The sequence below is a fragment of the Nonomuraea sp. NPDC050786 genome, assembly GCF_040654115.1.
In the GTDB taxonomy this organism is placed as follows: Bacteria; Actinomycetota; Actinomycetes; order Streptosporangiales; family Streptosporangiaceae; genus Nonomuraea.
On the sequence record NZ_JBFAHJ010000003.1, the window covers coordinates 239,574 to 255,709 of the forward strand.

Genomic DNA, 16,136 nt, shown 5'->3' on the forward strand with positions numbered 1-16,136 from the left:
GTTTCGGATCCTTTACCGAGGACCGACCATCGAGAAACGGTCTGCGCATCGCCGTGAGCCGCGTAGCATCATCCGGCATGGGGCTGTGTAACGCGGCATCACGCATGCGACACATCACCGTCACTGTGACGGTGGTGACCGCCGCGCTCGCGTCGGCAGGTTGCGGCAGCCTCATCGGTAGATCCCAGGCCCAGGACATCTCGCAGATCAACGTCTCGAGCCCGGAGCTGCGCGAGGGCAAGCCGCTGCCCGCCGAGTTCTCCTGCCGAGGCGACCAGGGCAGCCCGCCGCTGCGCTGGTCGAGCCAGCCGCTGACCCAGGCGAAGTCGATCGCGATCGTGGTCGACTCGCACACATCGTCGGAGTCGGCCGTCAACTGGGTGCTCTACAACATCCCGGCGACCACGACGGAGCTGGGGCCCAACGCCGCGGCCGAGCCTCCCGCAGGCTCCGGCCAGGCGAAGGTGACCAGTGGCAAGGTGGGCTACGACCCTCCCTGCAAGGACCCCGGCACCTACCGCTTCACCGTCTACACGCTGAACGACAAGGTGGTCGTCCCGAAGGATGGCGGGCTCCCCGACATCCTCAAGGACATCGCCAACAAGACCATCGCCCGGGGCAGACTCACGGCGGTCAACATCCAGTGAGACCCCGAACACAGCAGGTAATACGGTGTACCAATTCTTCACGTAGGGTGTGACAACGCTCATAGTGGTCCGACACAATCAGATCCAATTGTTAGGTACTGGTGATCAAAGGGGGCAGGTCGCGTCGATGGCCGCGCGATCTCACCGGTGCCGAAGGGAGGCCATGGCTTTGAGGGTGGTGCAATGATCGCGGTCGTAGTCAGCCTGGTCGCCGTCGTGCTCCTCGTGCTCGTCGTCGTGGCACTGGGCATGCGTTCGATGAGCCGCAGGGAGAGCTCTCTGCCTCCGGAACGGCTGAAGGAGATGGCCGAGAAGGAGGAGCGGACCCAGACGCGGTCCACTGACGAGTTCGCCTCGCACGAGCCTCGCATGACCAACTTCAGCCCCGACTTCAGCCCCATCGGCGAGCGCGAGCCCAAACCGGTCCGCACCGGTCAGCGTGGCAGGCGTGGCGTCGACGAGTGGGGCAACCCGACCTCCGACGACGAGGACGAGGAGTTCTGGGCCAACATCCGCAGCGACGCGGAAGAGGGCGGCTTCGGCGCTGGTGGCACCGTGGCGGCCAGGAAGGGCGCCTCCCGCCCCGTCGAGCGCGAGCGGCCCACCGAGCGACCCGCCGAGCGACCCGCCGCCAAGCGCCAGGAGCGCGCCGCGCAGCCCGCCGCCGCCTCGGCCGACCCCAACGCGACCACCGTCCAGTCCCCCCTGCCGCAGCGCCAGCCGGCCGCCGCGGCCGCCAACCTCGCCGACCTGGTCGAGCCGGCCAAGCGCGCCACTCCGGCCCAGGCGGACATGGCGGACCAGCGGACCATGACGTTCGCGGCGCCGACGGCCGACGTGATGAGCATCCTGGGCGTGGGCGCCCAGCCGGTGCCCTCCTCCCGCCCCGACTCCCTGTCGTCCAACGGGACCGGCAACGGCTCGGGCTCCTTCCCGGCCACTCCGGCCTCCGGCGGCTACTCCGCGACCCCCGTGACCCAGCCCAACCCCCTCAGCGGCGGCTCGTACGGGAGCGGCTCCTACCCGGCGACCCCCGCGGCGAACTCCAGCGGCTCCTTCCCCGTCCAGCCCGCCGCCATCCACGGCGCGCCCACGAGCGACCCGTTCCCCGCCTACACCAACGCCGCCGAGACCACCTGGGTCAACAGCGCGCCCGCCACGCCGTCGTCGTCCGGCTCCTGGCCCGCCGCCCAGCCGGACATCCTCGACGACCCCTCACCCGTCGCCGGCACCTCCTGGCCCGCCTTCGAGCAGCCCGCCGCGCGCTCGTCGTACCCCGCCTCGTACGAGGTGCGCTCCGGCTGGGCGGTCGCCGACGACACCGACCCGCTCACCGGCCCCTCCCCCGCGACCGGCACCCCGACCGCGCCCAGCAGGGCGGTCTCGGCCTACGACGACGTGCTGTCGGCCCCCACGCCGAAGCCGGCGCCGGCCCCCGCGCCCGCCTCGTTCGCGTACGAGACCGGCGACTTCGCCTCGGCCGCCTGGCCGGAGCCGCCGTCGAGCGCGACCCAGCGGCCGACGTACGGCTCCCAGAACGGCAGCAGCGGCAGCCACCGCCGCTCGCCCGCCGACCCGGACTACCCCCACGACTACTACCGGTGATCTCAGGCGCCCATTAATGGGTAAAACCCGCGTGACACAGCCTTAAAGCGGGGTCGACGGAGCAATAGGGTTTGCTCCATGATCCCCGACACGAAGAGTAACTGGCTGGGCACACTCAGGCACGACGTGCCGGCCTCGCTCGTGGTTTTCCTCGTCGCGGTGCCCCTCTCGCTGGGCATCGCGATGGCCTCGGGCGCCCCGCTCGCCGCCGGGCTGATCGCCGCCGTGGTGGGCGGGATCGTGGCGGGCTCGCTGGGCGGCTCCGCCGTTCAGGTGAGCGGGCCCGCAGCCGGATTGTCGCTGGTGGTCGTGGATCTCGTGCAGACGTACGGGTGGCGGGCCACCTGCATGATCACCCTGCTGGCGGGCGTCGTGCAGCTGCTGCTCGGCGTCTTCAAGGCGGCCAGGGCGGCGCTCGCTGTGTCGCCGGCGGTCATCCACGGGATGCTGGCGGCCGTCGGCGTGATCATCGCGCTCGCCCAGCTCCACGTGGTCCTCGGCGGCAGCTCGCAGCGCTCGGCCGTGGCGAACCTGATCGAGCTGCCCGGCCAGATCGCCGACCTGCACGGGCACAAGGTCGCCGTCGGAATCCTCACGATCTCCGTGCTCGCGTTGTGGACGCGGATGCCCAAGCAGGTCAGGGCCGTGCCCGCGCCTCTGGTGGCGCTGCTCGTCGCGGCGGTCACGGCCTGGGCCTTCGGCTGGGACGTCACGCGCGTGGACCTGTCCGACAGCGTCGTCTCGTGGGCGTTCCCCGTGCTGCCGCAGGGCGACTGGCACATGGTGGTGGCGGCGGTGCTGCTCGTGGCGCTGCTGGCCGGGTGCGAGTCGCTGCTGTGCTGCGTGGCGGTCGAGGGGCAGCACGCGGGCCGCCGCGCCGACCTCGACCAGGAGCTGACCGGCCAGGGCGTCGCGAACATGGTCAGCGGCGCGCTCGGCGGCCTGCCGGTGGCCGGCGTGATCGTGCGCAGCACCACGAACGTGCAGGCGGGCGCGCGTACCCGCTGGTCGGCGATCCTGCACGGGGTGTGGGTGCTGGTGTTCGCGATCGGGTTCGGCTGGACGATCAAGCTGATCCCGCTGGAGGCGCTGGCCGCGCTGCTGGTGTTCATCGGCGTGCAGATGGTCAACCTGGGTCACATCAAGAAGGTGCACGGCCACGGCGAGGTGCCCGTCTACGTGGTGACGATGCTCGCCGTGATCCTGCTCGGACTCGCCGAAGGCGTGCTGGCGGGGCTGGCGCTGGCCGCGCTGCTCGCGCTGCGCCGCCTGACCTGGGTCACGGTGGCCAAGCGGCAGGGCCACGACGGCCGGGTGCACGTGACGATCTCCGGCTCGCTGACGTTCCTGGGCGTGCCCAGGCTGACGCGCGAGCTGCGGGCCATCGCCTCGGGCGCCGCCGTGGACCTCGACCTGAACATCGACTTCATGGACAACGCCGCCTTCGAGGCCATCCACTCCTGGCGGCTCGACCACGAGCGCATGGGCGGCACGGTCGAGATCGACGAGCTGCACGACGAGTGGTACTCGCTGGCGGCCAGCGGCGCGCGCATGTTCCCGGTCAAGTCGCCGCCCAAGGCGCCGGACCGGTGGTGGCTGCCGTGGGCCCATCGGCACCGTCTCCCTGCGCTGCCGGACACGGCCGGGGAGGAGTGCCGGCTGACGGCGGGCGCGCGGGAGTTCCACCGGCGTACGGCGCCGCTGGTGCGGCCCATCTTCACCGAGCTGGCCCGCAAGCAGCAGCCGTCGCACCTGTTCATCACGTGCGCCGACTCCCGGATCGTGCCCAGCCTGATCACCGCGAGCGGCCCCGGTGACCTGTTCACCGTGCGCAACATCGGCAACCTGGTGCCGCGCAGGGGCTCGGAGCCGCACGACGACTCGGTGGTGGCGGCGATCGAGTACGCCACCCAGGTCCTGGGCGTGCACACGATCACGGTCTGCGGCCATTCCGGGTGCGGCGCGATGGCCGGGGTGCTCAGCGCGGGCGTGCAGGCAGGCAGCCTGCCGGGGCTGAGAAGGTGGCTGCGGCACGGAAACCACAGCCTGGCCAGGTTCATCGAGACCGAGGGCGATCGGCTGCACAGCGGTGCTCTGGACGTGCTCTGCCGGGTCAACGTGCAGCAGCAGCTGGAGAACCTGCGCACCTACCGCAAGGTCGACGAACAGGTCCGCGCCGGGAAGCTGGCGCTGGTGGGGCTCTTCTTCGACATCGGCGCGGCGAGGGTGCACATCGTGCCGCCGCTGCGCCCCACGTTCTCCGCTCTGGGTGAAGAACGCGGCTCGCAGTCCGAGGATGGGCGAACAATGAGTGCGTGAAACTTCTGGTTATTGGTGGTTCGAGGTTCCTGGGGCGTGCCGTCGTCGTGGAGGCGCTGGCCCGAGGGCATGAGGTGACGACGTTCAACAGAGGGGTGAGCCACGACGACGTGCCCGGCGTCGAGGTCGTGCGCGGTGACCGTGAGGTGCGCGCCGACCTCGACCGGCTGGTCGCCGGCCGGTCGTGGGACGCCGTGGTCGACACGTGCGGCTACGTGCCGCGGGTCGTGGGCGAGTCGGTGCGGGCGCTGTCCGGGCACGCCGGCACGTACGCCTTCGTCTCCAGCGTCTCGGCCATCGACGGCTTTCCCGGCAAGCCGGCCGCCGAGGGCAAGCCGGGGTGGCCGTGCGCGCCGGACGCCGGGCCCGACGACGGCGACTACGGCGTGCTCAAGGCGGGGTGCGAGCGGGCGGTCGAGCAGGGGTTCGACGGCAACGCGCTGATCGTCCGTCCCGGCCTGATCCTGGGGCCGCACGAGGAGGTGGGCCGGCTGCCGTGGTGGCTGAGCAGGATCGCGCGCGGCGGCCGGGTCCTCGCGCCCGGCGACCCGGGCACGCCGATGCAGCTCGTCGACGTGCGCGACGTGGCGATCTTCACCCTCGACCAGGCGGAGCGGAGCGCGTCCGGCACCCACGTGGTGACGGGGCCCGCGGGCAACACCACCTACGGCGAGTGGCTCGGTCTCTGCAAGGAGGTGACCGGCTCGGACGCGCAGTTCGTCTGGATGGAGAGCGAGTTCCTGGTGGAGCAGGGGGCGGGGCTGTGGGTCGAGCTGCCGCTGTGGGGCGGGCCGCCGTCCGCGGAGACCGACAACTTCTGGAGCGTGCCGACCGCCGAGGCGCAGGCGGCGGGGCTTCGCACCCGTCCGGTGGCGGAGACCGTGCGCGACACGTGGGCCTGGCTCCGGGAGATCCCGGAGGAGCGGCGCGTTTACGGCGTCAAGAGCCCGCACGGCATGGCGTCGGAGAAGGAGGCCGCCATTCTCGCGGCGTGGGCCGCCCGTTCTGAGTAATCCTCCGCAGACGTTGGGCATGGGGGCGAATTAGTGTCGCGGGCGCCGGCGAGGTTCTCCCGGCGACGGTCCTGACTCCCAGGGGCCGGAGGGGCGGAGGCTGTGCGGTTGCCTCCGCCCCTCACCTGCGTCGGCGGTCACGCCAGTCGTTCGCCGAGGAAGCGGTGCACGTTGCCGCCGACGATCTTCAAGACGTCCTTCTCCGGGACGCCGCGGGCGAGCAGGCCCTCGGTGACCATGGGCAGCCCCGACGGCCCCTCCAGACCGGCGACGGCCAGCCTCGGGTTGACGCCTCTCGCGTTGACGCCCTCGCAGCACGGCGGCGTCAGGTCGTCCATGACCTCCCGGATGAAGTCGGGACCCAGGCCGACGTGGTCGATACCGGCCACGGACGCGATGTGCTCGATGTGGTCGAGCAGGCGGTCGAGCGTCATGTCCTCCTCGCGTTCGGCGAGGAAGGGGGCCAGGAAGTTGACGCAGATCACGCCGCCCGTGGCGGCCACCCCGCGCAGCTGGTCGTCGGTGAGGTTGCGGTGGTGGTCGCGCAGCGCCCGGGCCGAGGAGTGGGTGGCCATGACGGGTCTGGTGGCCAGCTCCAGGACGTGCGCCACGCCGGAGGCGCCCAGGTGGGAGATGTCGAAGACGATGCCGAGCCGCTCCATCTCCTGCAGCGCCGCCACGCCGTGGGAGGTCAGGCCGCTGCCCGTGGCGTCCTCACCGCTGCCGTCGGCCAGCGGCGTGCGGCCGAAGTGGGCGATGGACGCCACCCGCACGCCCAGCCGGTGGACGGTCGAGATGAGCTCCACGTCCGCGTCGATCCCCGGCATGCTCTCCAGCGCGATCACCAGTGCGATCTTGCCTTCGTCGAGTGTGCGGTCGATGTCGGCGGCGTCCAGACATATGCGGACGTGGTCGGGGTTGCCCTCGGCCAGCACGTGCGCACATTCGATCATGCGCAGCGTCTGCCGCAGCGCGCCCTCCGGCCGGTACTGGTCGTCGATGAAGACCGGCAGGATCTGCAGGTTCACCCCGCCGTCGACGAGCTGGGGCAGCCACCTCTGGCGGAAGAACGCGGCCCACTGCTCAGGTGGCCGCGCGGAGACGGCCATGAGCAGATCGTTGTGCGTGTCGGCCACGACCGCGCGCCGGTGCAGGGAAAGGGTCATGAGATGGACGTTATCGCGCGGACCGGACTGCTCCAATGCGCCGGGGCTGGACGCGGAGGGGGCTAGGCGCGGCGGTAGGCGGGGGCGGGAGGCCTGGAGGTGAGTTTGCGGTAGAGCGTGGTGGTGCCGGGCCAGTTGTTCGTCACGCGGCCCTCGGGGGTTTTGTACCAGCTCTGGCACCCGCCGCCCCACACCATCCGCGTCATCGCCGCGTCGAGCTGCCTGCGCCACGCCGCCATGGCCTCGGGGCGCACCTCGATCGGCCCGGTGGCCGACAGGCGCGGCAGGCAGGACATGACATGCCTGACCTGGCACTCGATCATGAACACGATGGAGTTGTGGCCGAGGTTCGTGTTGGGGCCGTACAGGAGGAAGAGGTTCGGGAAGTTGGGCATGGATATGCCCAGGTACGCCTCGGCCCCGCCCTTCCACTGCTCCTCGAGCGTCCGCCCCTCGCGGCCCACGACCTCCATCGGCGCCAGGAACTCGGTGCTCCTGAAGCCGGTGGCGTGAACGATCGTGTCGACCTCGTAGCGGCCCTCGGTGGTCTCGATGCCCTTCGGTGCGATACGTACGATCCGGTCCGTCACCACATCGACGTCGGCCCTGGTCAGCGCCGGATAGAAGGCGCTGTCGATGACGACCCGCTTGCAGCCCGGCGGGTAGTCGGGGGTCAGCTTGGCCCGCAGCGCGGGGTCGGGCACCTGGTCGTGCAGGTGCCGCAGGGCGCGCTTCCTGAGCAATTCCGCGCTCCACCCCTGGGCCAGGGCGGGGTAGAGGGTGGCCTCGGCGTAGCGGAAGATCCATTCGCGGTAGACGCGCTGGAGGCCGGGGACGAAGCGGAGCGCGAGCCTGGCCAGCGGCCCGAACGCGGTGTCCGGCTTCGGGATCACCCAGTTGGGCGTGCGCTGGAAGACGTACAGATGGCCGGCCTGTTCGGCGATGCGCGGGATGAACTGGGCCGCCGACGACCCGTTCCCGATCACGGCGACGCGCCGGCCGGTGAGATCGTGATCGTGGTTCCAGCGCGCGGAGTGGAAGGAGACGCCCTCGAAATTCGAAATTCCGGGAATGTCGGGGAGGCGGGGGCGGTTGAGCTGGCCCACGCTCATGACCACCACGTCGAACGCCTCGGTACGGCCGCCGCTGGTCACCTGCCACGTCGTGCCGTCGAAGGCGGCGCGCTGGACCTCGGCGCCGAACCGGATTTTTCGCCTGACGTCGTATTTATCAGCGCAATGTTCAAGATATTCAAGAATTTCGGGCTGCTCTGGGTAACGGCGCGTCCAGCTCGCGTACTTCTCGAATGAGTACGAGTAGAGATGCGAGGGAATGTCGCACCCTGCCCCCGGATAGCTGTTCTCCCGCCACGTGCCGCCGAGCCCGCCGGCCTTCTCGAAGACCGTGTACGAGCGGATCCCGGCGCGTTCGAGCCGGATCGCCATGCACAGTCCACCGAACCCCGCTCCGATGATGGCCACGCTGGGTGACATGCCGCCCTCCGCAGGTCAGGGTCCACTTACAGTACGCCGAACGCCGTTCCGACGACACCCTCCCCCAGGCCGATAGTCTGCGCACGTGGCTGCTGTGACGTTGACGAACGTGATCGAGGTGCTGGAGGCGGCCTACCCGCCCGCCCGGGCCGAGTCTTGGGACGCCGTGGGGCTGGTGAGCGGCGACCCGGCGCAGGAGGTGCGGCGGGTGCTGTTCGCGGTCGACCCGGTCGCGGCCGTGGCCGACGAGGCCCTGCAGTGGGAGGCCGACCTGATCGTCACCCACCATCCGCTCTACCTGCGCGGCACCACCAGCGTGGCCGCGACCACGCCCAAGGGCCGCATGCTCCACACCCTGATAAAGAACGACATCGCCCTCTACACCGCCCACACCAACGCCGACGTGGCCAATCCTGGCGTGTCCGACGCCCTGGCCCGAGCCGTCGGCCTGGTCGGCGACCTGGTGCCGCTCCAGCCGTTCCCCGACGACCCGTGGCGCGGGCTGGGCCGCATCGGCGAGCTGCCCTCGGAGATGACGTTGGGCGAGTTCGCGGCGCAGGCGGCCAAGGGCCTGCCCCGCACGCCCGGTGGCATCCGCGTGGCGGGCGACCTGACCCGCCCCGTCACGCGCGTGGCGGTCAGCGGGGGCGCGGGCGATTCGCTCCTCGGTACGGCGAAGGCCGCGGGGGTCGATGTGTTCCTCACGGCGGACCTGCGGCATCATCCGGCCAGTGAGTTCGTGGAGTCGGGCGGGCCCGCGCTGATCGACGCCGCGCACTGGGCGACCGAGTGGCCCTGGCTGGAGGGCGCGGCGTCCATCCTGCGCTCCAGTGGCGTTACCGTTGAAACGCGTGTCTCCGCCACGGTCACCGATGCTTGGACAAGAGGATATTGATCATGAAAGCAGCCCCTGAGGCCCAGAAGAGACTGCTCGACCTGGCAGAGCTCGACTCCGTGATTGATCGGCTGGCGCACCGCCGCCGCACCCTGCCCGAGCTTGCCGAGATCGACGAGCGGTCGAAGTCGTTCGCCAGGCTCGCCACGCAGGTGATCGAGGCCGAGACCGAGGCCGGCGACCTGGCGCGCGAGCAGGCCAAGGCCGAGAGCGACGTCGACGCCGTGCGCACCCGTGCCGACCGCGACCAGAAGCGCCTCGACTCCGGCGCCGTGACCTCGCCGCGCGACCTGGCCAGCCTGCAGTCGGAGATCGCCTCGCTGCACAAGCGCCAGGGCGACCTGGAAGAGGTCGTTCTGGAGATCATGGAGCGCAAGGAGGCGGCCGACACCAAGGTCACCGACCTGGTCGCCCAGCGCGACGAGATCGCCGCCGCCCTCGCCACCGCCGAGGCCCGCCGCGACGAGGCGCTCAAGGAGATCGACAAGGAGTCGGGCGAGGTCCAGGGCCGCCGCGCCACCGTCACCGGCGACATCCCCACCGACCTCCTGGGGCTCTACGAGAAGCTCAAGGGCCAGTACGGCGTGGGCGCCGCGATGCTGCGCGGCGGCCGGTGCCAGGGCTGCAAGGTGGCCCTGTCGATCGCCGAGATGAACCGCATCAAGGCCGCGCCCCATGACGAGGTGCTCCGTTGCGAGGAGTGCCGGCGCATCCTCGTACGTACGGCAGAGTCAGGGCTGTGACCTCCTACATCATCGAGGCGGACGGCGGCTCGCGCGGCAACCCGGGGCCCGCCGGCTACGGCGCGGTGGTCATGGACGCCTCCGACGGACAGGTTCTGGCGGAGGCGGCCGAGGCCATCGGCGTCACGACCAACAACGTCGCCGAATACCGCGGCCTGATCGCCGGCCTCCAGGCCGCGCTCCGGCTGGGCGGCGAGGGCGCGCCGGTGGCCGTCCGGATGGACTCCAAGCTGGTCATCGAGCAGATGGCGGGCCGCTGGAAGATCAAGAACGAAGGGCTGCGCCCGCTCGCCATGGAGGCCGGGTCGCTGGTCAGGCGGCTGCGCGTGACGGAGTGGACCTGGATCCCGCGCGAGCGCAACAAGCACGCCGACCGGCTGGCCAACGAGGCCATGGACGCCGCCGCCAAGGGCCTCACCTGGAAGGCCGGCGGCACGACCGAACCGGTCCCGTCCGGAGGCCAGGGGCCGGACGCACCAGTCCGAACGAACGCCCCCGAAGGTCCCTCTGGGGCGACGGCCAGCTCCGCCGCCGCGTCCTCTCCGCGCGTGGCCCGGCAGACGGACCTCCTCGACGCGGGGAGCGCCATTTCCGAAATATCCGCCCCCACCGCCTCCATCGCCGCCGCCCAGCAGCGCACCGGCAAGGGCACCGGCTGGCGCCCTCCCACCCGCGTGGCCACGTCACTGCTCCTGCTCCGGCATGGCGAGACCGAGCTCTCCCTCGAACGCAGGTTCTCGGGCAGGGGCGACGTCGAGCTCACGCCCAACGGCCTGGCCCAGGCGGCGGCCGCCGCCGAGAGGCTGTCGCGCGAGCCGTACCGACCGGATGTGATCGTCTCCTCGCCGCTCAAGCGCGCCCGGCAGACCGCGGAGGCGGTCGCCCAGCGGACCGGGCTCGACGTCGAGGTGGACGAAGACCTCAGGGAGCTCGATTTCGGCGCCTGGGAGGGCCACACGTTCACGGAGGTGCAGCGCCGCTGGCCGGCCGAGCTCGCCACCTGGCTCGCCGACCCGGAGACCGCGCCACCGGACGGCGAGAGCTTCGCCTCGGCCGCGCGCCGCGTCCAGGCGGCCGGAGAGCGGCTGATCGAGCGGTACGAGGGCAAGACCGTCGTCGCGGTCTCGCACGTGACGCCCATCAAGATGCTGCTGAGACTGGCCCTCATGGCCCCGCTGGAGTCCCTGTACCGCATGCACCTCGACCTGGCGTGCCTGTCGCTGATCGAGTACTACGCGGACGGCCCGGCCGTGGTGAAGTCGTTCAACGACACCGCGCACCTGCGCCGGGGATAACGTAGGTCTTGGTACAGTTTTGCTGACGAGTCGGCCGGGCGACCGCGTCGGGCCACACGGCCCGCCGAGGAAGGTCCGGGCTCCACAGGGCAGGGTGGTCGGTAACGCCGACCCGGGGTGACCCGCGGGACAGTGCCACAGAAAGCAGACCGCCTCCCGGTTGACGGGAGGTAAGGGTGAAAGGGTGGTGTAAGAGACCACCAGCGCCCACGGCGACGTGGGCGGCTAGGTAAACCCCACCCGGAGCAAGGTCAAGAAGGGACGCTCTCCGGAGCGTCCCGCGCGCGACGTTCGAGGGCTGCCCGCCCGAGCCGCGCGGGTAGACCGCTCGAGGCCGCCGGCAACGGCGACCCTAGATGGATGGTCGCCCCTTCTCACGAAGGACAGAACCCGGCCTACAGGCCGACTCGTCACCCATTCCCTCTCCGACCTGGGAGGGAACGGCGTACCCCACGATCAGGGCACATCCAGTGTTGATCTTAAGGCCCTGTCGGGCGCTTCTCTGGCCCTGGCGGAAGCTTTGAGGACGAGGCGGCCGTACAGGTCCACCGTGGTTGTGATCGACTCGTGGCCGAGCCGCTTGGAGACCTCCGAGATCGGGACGCCGGAGGCGAGAGCCGTGCTGGCGAAGGTATGCCTAAGGTCGTGAAAGGTCGTGTCCGGCATCAACTTGGCCGCCTCGGGCCACAGGGCGGGGGCTGTCAGCGGCACGTCAAAATTGATCCGCTGGACGACTACACGCTACTTGGCTTATCAAGGCCAACGTTCGACGATCAACACCACGATGGCGGTCAAGAAGCATGCCAGCCCTACAGACACGATGACGATCGTTTCCGGAACGTCGTTGCTGCCAGGGCTGCTGAAAAAGATCCCGCACCCGCCCAGAACGATGATGAGCCAGCCGAGGATCAGAGGGACCAGGTGGCCATTACGCCTGTGGTTCAAGGATTACCTTCCATGGTCGTTTGGACCAAACGATATCTCGGGACAGGGGCTCGGCACCGTGCCGCCATGACGACGAGCGATGTGCGCCTCAAGCAACCGAACGGCCAGTCCGTGACCGTAGTGGAAGGCGAAGAGCAGCGGAACGTCCCCGTCGGGGCCCGGACGTTCGGGGTCGGCGCCATAGGCCAAGAGCACGGCGGTGCATGCAGCGTCCAGTGGCTGCCCGGTCTGGGCTGCTCCATCAGCTTCCACGTCGATCGCATGCAAGAGCAAGGTCATGTTGGACCACACCTCATTTGGATCGGTACCGGCGTCGAGTAACCGAGTCAGCGCCGCCAGGTGGCCGTGCTCCACCGCCTGGTGCGCCTGAGTCATCGGCTCACAGGCTGCCGCTTCATGTTCCATGGCTGTAATTGAGCCTCCTCGCAGGGCGACACGTGAAAGTTTCAGGGGTTTCGGAAGCACAGGGCGATCTCTGGCAAGCTCACGATTCCGTGAGAGCGCCGCGAGAACTTCGGGGCTCGTCGGGCGCGGGCGGCACTGTCATGATTCCTGAGGTGTCCGTCGCGAATCTCAAAGGAGAATCAATGGGCAAAGCTCGATCGTTGGCCGTCACCGCCGCACTGGCCGCCGGTCTGACCTTGTCGGTGGGGGCCGCTCCTGCTCAGGCCGACAGCATCAGGTACGTCTACTACCTCTACTCGGACTGCGTCAACGGGGGGAACCTCGGCATCCAGTGGGGATGGTGGACCAACTACAACTGCGTCTACACGGAAGCCTACGGAGGGAAATACGCGCTGTGGGCCTGACCATTCGCTGACGGCATTCCTTTCAAGCACCATCCGTAATTGAGGCCGAGCCCGGACGCCCTCAGTAAGTCGGGTTGATTCCGTCGCATGTCGAGTGGCGTCCGGTGCGGTGCGAATTTCATAGTTGCTTGTTTCTCGCTTTCTCCGGTGTGTTCTGCGCGGATTTCGCCACCCGGAAGAGGATCAGTCTCGTGATCCTCACAGACTGTGTGAAGACGGCGTGCTCGGTAGGCTTGACGATCCTGGCTATGGCGCCGATCGCCGGCCATCGGCCGCAACCCAGGACAGTGGGAGAAAATTCGCGGGAAGGAGCGGCTCCCGGCGGGCAAGCAGGGGTGTCCACCTCATTCGGGAGTTCTTGAGTGATCACTGCCCCTGACGCGTTCGAAGCGGTCTTCGACGCCCACTACGAGGAGATCCGCCGCTACCTCGGCCGCCGGGTCGGCCTCGACGTGGCCGAGGATCTCGCCGCCGAGACGTTTCTGATCGCCTTCCGCCGGCGCGAGACGTTCGATCCCTCGTTCGGCGAGATCAGACCCTGGCTGTACGGCATCGCCACCAACCTGATCGGGCGGCACCGGCGTACGGAGCTGCGCCGCTACCGGGCGCTGGCGAGAACGGGGCCGCCGCCTGACGACGACGGGCTCGACCAGCAGGTGGTCGACCGGCTCACGGCCGGGGTGACGGTGGAGCGACTGGCGAAGGCGCTGGCCAGGCTCACTGCCGGAGAACGGGACGTGGTGCTGCTGGTGGCGTACGGCGGTCTGAGCTACGCCGAGGTGGCGAGCGCGTTGCGGGTCGCCGAAGGGACCGTCGCCTCGCGGCTGAGCAGGGCCAGGACCAAGTTGCGTGGCGCGTTGGGGATGGAGGCGTGATGAAGGAGTTCGAGTTCATCGACCGGGTGATGCCGGATGTCCCGCCGCCCTCTCCGGCGCAGGTCGCCGCGGTGCGGGCCCGGATCGCAACGGAGGCCGCCGGAAGCCGTCGCGCGGCTCCGGCGGCACGAGGACGCGGCTGGAGGGGCGTCGTGCTCGCCGCGGCGGCCGTCGCCCTGGTGATCGCCGCGATCGTGGTCATGGTGCCCAGAACGGGCGTCAGGCAGGTCGCGGCCACCCCTGAACGGCTTCTTGAGCTGGCAGCCGCCAAGCTGGCGGCTCAACCGCAGGGTGCCGGACGCTATTGGCGGCTGGAGACCGAGGAAATCCTCCGATCGAAAGACGAGGGCGATTACACCGTCGAGAACCGCGGCCGTGACGTGCTGGTCATCGGGCGCGACAACAGCCGGTACACCTGGTTCGAATCCGTCTCCGCCAAGCCGTACAGCACCGAGGACACCGAGGCGTGGAAGCGATCGGGCTCCCCGCGGCTCTGCCCGGCCCGAGGTTGCGACAAGAACCTGCGCTTCTACCCGCGCCGCGACCCGGAGCACGTCCTGGCCCTGGCGGACGGTTGGGAGCCGACCGTGAAGGAGGTGCTCGCGCTCCCGCGGGAGGCGAAGGCGCTCAAGGCCGAGCTCCTGCGACACCGTTCCGCCTCTTCCGAGCTCAGCCCGGACGACTGGGTGCTGCAGACAGGTGCCCGGCTCGTCCGGGATGTGCCGGCCGCCCCAGGGACCCGGGCGGCGGTCTACCGCATGCTGGCCACCATGCCCGGCGTCAGCGTGCTCGACGACGTCCGCGATCCGATGGGGCGCCAAGGGGTGACCTTGCAGCTCCCCACGCGCGGGGCCGACCGCGTCCAGCTCGTCATCGACCCCCGGAGCGGCGAGCTGCTCGCAGTGCAGCACATGGCGCCCATGCCCGGCCTCCCGCAAGGCGTGCCATGGTCCGCCTCGATCATCAAGAAGGCCGGTTGGAGCGATGCCCGTCCCGTGCCGCCGCCCAATTGCGACGGCTGCGCGAGCAGGCACTGAGCGACACGGAACCGCGGCGGCGCGGAGGCCGTACGCCTATACGAGAGGGCCGAGCTTCCGCTCCGCGACGCAGCTGTTGGAGAACTGCCGGTGGTACGAGACGTCCTCGCCGTGCCAGTGGCCGGCCACGTCGACCGTCACCGGGTCCCAGATCATCGGGCACGGCCCCGGATCCACGTCGAGATCCTCGACGTGGCCATCCACCTCGCGCAGCGCGTCGCACGCCTCGACCGGCCGCGGATGGAGGCCCCCGTCCGGGTCGCAGGTGAGGGTCCGCGCGTACTCGCCGCCCGACGAGGGCCTGACGGTGATGAACAGCTCCGCGCCCGGCGGTTCGTCGTCGGCGGCGGTGGCGGGCAGCGGGGCGAGGAACGGCGTCGCGCACAGTCCGAGCACAGCCAGGCCGCGAGCGGCGGTGAGCACGAGCGTCATGGGAACCTCCGAGGTCGACGGATCTCCGATCGACTACTGAGAGTAGTCGTGCAGGCACGCGTCACGGGCTGCGCCCCGCCGTGGGTAAATGGAGGGGTGATGGGTGATGTGGTGATCAGGGAGTTGCTGGAGATCGACGAGTTCGAGGAGGCCTACCGGCTCTTCGACGACATCTGGCATCCCGCGCCGCACAACCCGCCCGTGACCGTGGAGCTGATGATCGGGTTCGCGCACACGGGCAACTACGTGGCGGGCGCGTACGAGGCAGGCAGGCTGGTGGGCGCCTCCGTCGGGTTCCGGGCGGCCGACGGGGCGCTGCACTCCCACGTGACCGGCGCCGTCGTCGGCCGGGGCATCGGGTACGCGTTGAAGTCGCACCAGCGGGACTGGTGCCTCGCGCGAGGGCTGGAGCGGATCACGTGGACGTTCGACCCGCTCGTACGCAGGAACGCCCGGTTCAACCTGGTCAAGCTGGGCGCCATGCCGGAGGAGTACCTGGAGAACTTCTACGGGGACATGACCGACGCGATCAACGAGGGGGACGCCTCCGACCGGTTGCTGGCGGTGTGGCGGATCACCGATCCCGGGCGCGGGGAGCCACCGGCCGGCGAGGTCCTGCTCGCCGACGAGCACGGGTGGCCGGCGACCAAGGACGCGCGGGGCGACGTGGTGCTGGTGGGGACGCCGCCCGACGTCGAGCGGCTGCGGCGGGAGGATCCGGCGGCGGCCAAGGCGTGGCGGCTGGCCGTACGCGACGCCCTTGGCGGGTCGATGAAGGACGGCGGGCGGGTGGTGGGGCTCACTGACCGGGGCGAATACGTGGTAAAGCGACTTAACTAGCTATTCCACCATCGATTCATAT

17 protein-coding genes and 1 other RNA gene are annotated in these 16,136 nt (G+C 70.0%); 12 read left to right on the top strand and 6 right to left on the bottom strand.

Translation table 11 applies throughout. The features are described from left to right. Positions 1-104: 104 nt before the first annotated feature. From AB0H84_RS08705 to AB0H84_RS08720, 4 genes are all read left to right on the top strand, one after another. Positions 105-647, top strand: coding sequence for a YbhB/YbcL family Raf kinase inhibitor-like protein (locus tag AB0H84_RS08705; protein ID WP_357600285.1), 543 nt, complete (start codon positions 105-107; stop codon positions 645-647). Between the two features lie 183 nt (positions 648-830). Continuing rightward, positions 831-2,252, top strand: a complete 1,422-nt coding sequence (locus tag AB0H84_RS08710) for a hypothetical protein (RefSeq protein WP_357600288.1) — start codon at positions 831-833, stop codon at positions 2,250-2,252. A 78-nt stretch (positions 2,253-2,330) separates the two neighbouring features. Then, positions 2,331-4,571, top strand: coding sequence for a bifunctional SulP family inorganic anion transporter/carbonic anhydrase (locus AB0H84_RS08715; RefSeq protein WP_357600290.1), 2,241 nt, complete (start codon positions 2,331-2,333; stop codon positions 4,569-4,571). Next, positions 4,568-5,584 carry an NAD-dependent epimerase/dehydratase family protein gene (locus AB0H84_RS08720; RefSeq protein WP_357600293.1) on the top strand — a complete coding sequence of 339 codons (1,017 nt, stop codon included), beginning with the start codon at positions 4,568-4,570 and terminating at the stop codon, positions 5,582-5,584. Before AB0H84_RS08715 ends, AB0H84_RS08720 begins: the two co-directional genes overlap by 4 nt. 137 nt (positions 5,585-5,721) lie before the next feature. On the opposite strand, the gene AB0H84_RS08725 is transcribed toward AB0H84_RS08720, so the two are convergent. Beyond that, on the bottom strand, positions 5,722-6,750 hold the full coding sequence (locus AB0H84_RS08725) for a membrane dipeptidase (RefSeq protein ID WP_357600295.1): 1,029 nt from the start codon (positions 6,748-6,750) through the stop codon (positions 5,722-5,724). A 62-nt stretch (positions 6,751-6,812) separates the two neighbouring features. Next, positions 6,813-8,243, bottom strand: a complete 1,431-nt coding sequence (locus AB0H84_RS08730; RefSeq protein WP_357600297.1) for an NAD(P)/FAD-dependent oxidoreductase — start codon at positions 8,241-8,243, stop codon at positions 6,813-6,815. Between the two features lie 94 nt (positions 8,244-8,337). Here AB0H84_RS08730 and AB0H84_RS08735 point away from each other — a divergent pair, with 94 nt between their 5' ends. The 4 genes from AB0H84_RS08735 (at position 8,338) to rnpB (ending at position 11,590) form a co-directional block, all read left to right on the top strand. After that, complete coding sequence (locus tag AB0H84_RS08735; RefSeq protein WP_357600973.1) at positions 8,338-9,138, top strand: Nif3-like dinuclear metal center hexameric protein; 801 nt, start codon at positions 8,338-8,340, stop codon at positions 9,136-9,138. A 2-nt stretch (positions 9,139-9,140) separates the two neighbouring features. Further along, the gene (locus tag AB0H84_RS08740) at positions 9,141-9,881 is read left to right on the top strand and encodes a C4-type zinc ribbon domain-containing protein (protein WP_357600300.1); all 741 of its coding nucleotides are present in this window, start codon (positions 9,141-9,143) and stop codon (positions 9,879-9,881) included. Next, positions 9,878-11,176, top strand: coding sequence for a bifunctional RNase H/acid phosphatase (locus AB0H84_RS08745; RefSeq protein WP_357600303.1), 1,299 nt, complete (start codon positions 9,878-9,880; stop codon positions 11,174-11,176). The genes AB0H84_RS08740 and AB0H84_RS08745 overlap by 4 nt, the downstream gene beginning before the upstream one ends. Before the next feature lie 26 nt (positions 11,177-11,202). After that, positions 11,203-11,590, top strand: an RNA gene (rnpB, locus tag AB0H84_RS08750) — RNase P RNA component class A. A 42-nt stretch (positions 11,591-11,632) separates the two neighbouring features. On the opposite strand, the gene AB0H84_RS08755 is transcribed toward rnpB, so the two are convergent. From AB0H84_RS08755 to AB0H84_RS08765, 3 genes are read right to left on the bottom strand one after another with little or no spacing between them, the layout of a single operon-like run. Further along, positions 11,633-11,887, bottom strand: a complete 255-nt coding sequence (locus tag AB0H84_RS08755; RefSeq protein WP_357600306.1) for a tyrosine-type recombinase/integrase — start codon at positions 11,885-11,887, stop codon at positions 11,633-11,635. 42 nt (positions 11,888-11,929) lie between these two features. Next, positions 11,930-12,121, bottom strand: coding sequence for a hypothetical protein (locus AB0H84_RS08760; RefSeq protein ID WP_357600309.1), 192 nt, complete (start codon positions 12,119-12,121; stop codon positions 11,930-11,932). Positions 12,122-12,124: 3 nt separating this feature from the next. Next, a complete protein-coding gene (locus tag AB0H84_RS08765) occupies positions 12,125-12,526 on the bottom strand; it encodes an ankyrin repeat domain-containing protein (RefSeq protein WP_357600312.1) in 402 nt (133 codons plus the stop codon). A 182-nt stretch (positions 12,527-12,708) separates the two neighbouring features. On the opposite strand from AB0H84_RS08765, the gene AB0H84_RS08770 reads away from it, so the two are divergent. From AB0H84_RS08770 to AB0H84_RS08780, 3 genes are all read left to right on the top strand, one after another. Next, positions 12,709-12,930 carry a hypothetical protein gene (locus AB0H84_RS08770; protein ID WP_357600315.1) on the top strand — a complete coding sequence of 74 codons (222 nt, stop codon included), beginning with the start codon at positions 12,709-12,711 and terminating at the stop codon, positions 12,928-12,930. Between the two features lie 362 nt (positions 12,931-13,292). After that, on the top strand, positions 13,293-13,805 hold the full coding sequence (locus AB0H84_RS08775) for an RNA polymerase sigma factor (protein WP_357600318.1): 513 nt from the start codon (positions 13,293-13,295) through the stop codon (positions 13,803-13,805). Then, on the top strand, positions 13,805-14,842 hold the full coding sequence (locus AB0H84_RS08780; protein WP_357600321.1) for a CU044_5270 family protein: 1,038 nt from the start codon (positions 13,805-13,807) through the stop codon (positions 14,840-14,842). Before AB0H84_RS08775 ends, AB0H84_RS08780 begins: the two co-directional genes overlap by 1 nt. Positions 14,843-14,878: 36 nt before the next feature. Here AB0H84_RS08780 and AB0H84_RS08785 read toward each other — a convergent pair whose 3' ends face one another. Further along, positions 14,879-15,274, bottom strand: coding sequence for an SSI family serine proteinase inhibitor (locus AB0H84_RS08785; RefSeq protein WP_357600324.1), 396 nt, complete (start codon positions 15,272-15,274; stop codon positions 14,879-14,881). Between the two features lie 99 nt (positions 15,275-15,373). Here AB0H84_RS08785 and AB0H84_RS08790 point away from each other — a divergent pair, with 99 nt between their 5' ends. Beyond that, positions 15,374-16,114, top strand: a complete 741-nt coding sequence (locus AB0H84_RS08790; RefSeq protein WP_357600327.1) for a GNAT family N-acetyltransferase — start codon at positions 15,374-15,376, stop codon at positions 16,112-16,114. Positions 16,115-16,136: the final 22 nt, after the last annotated feature.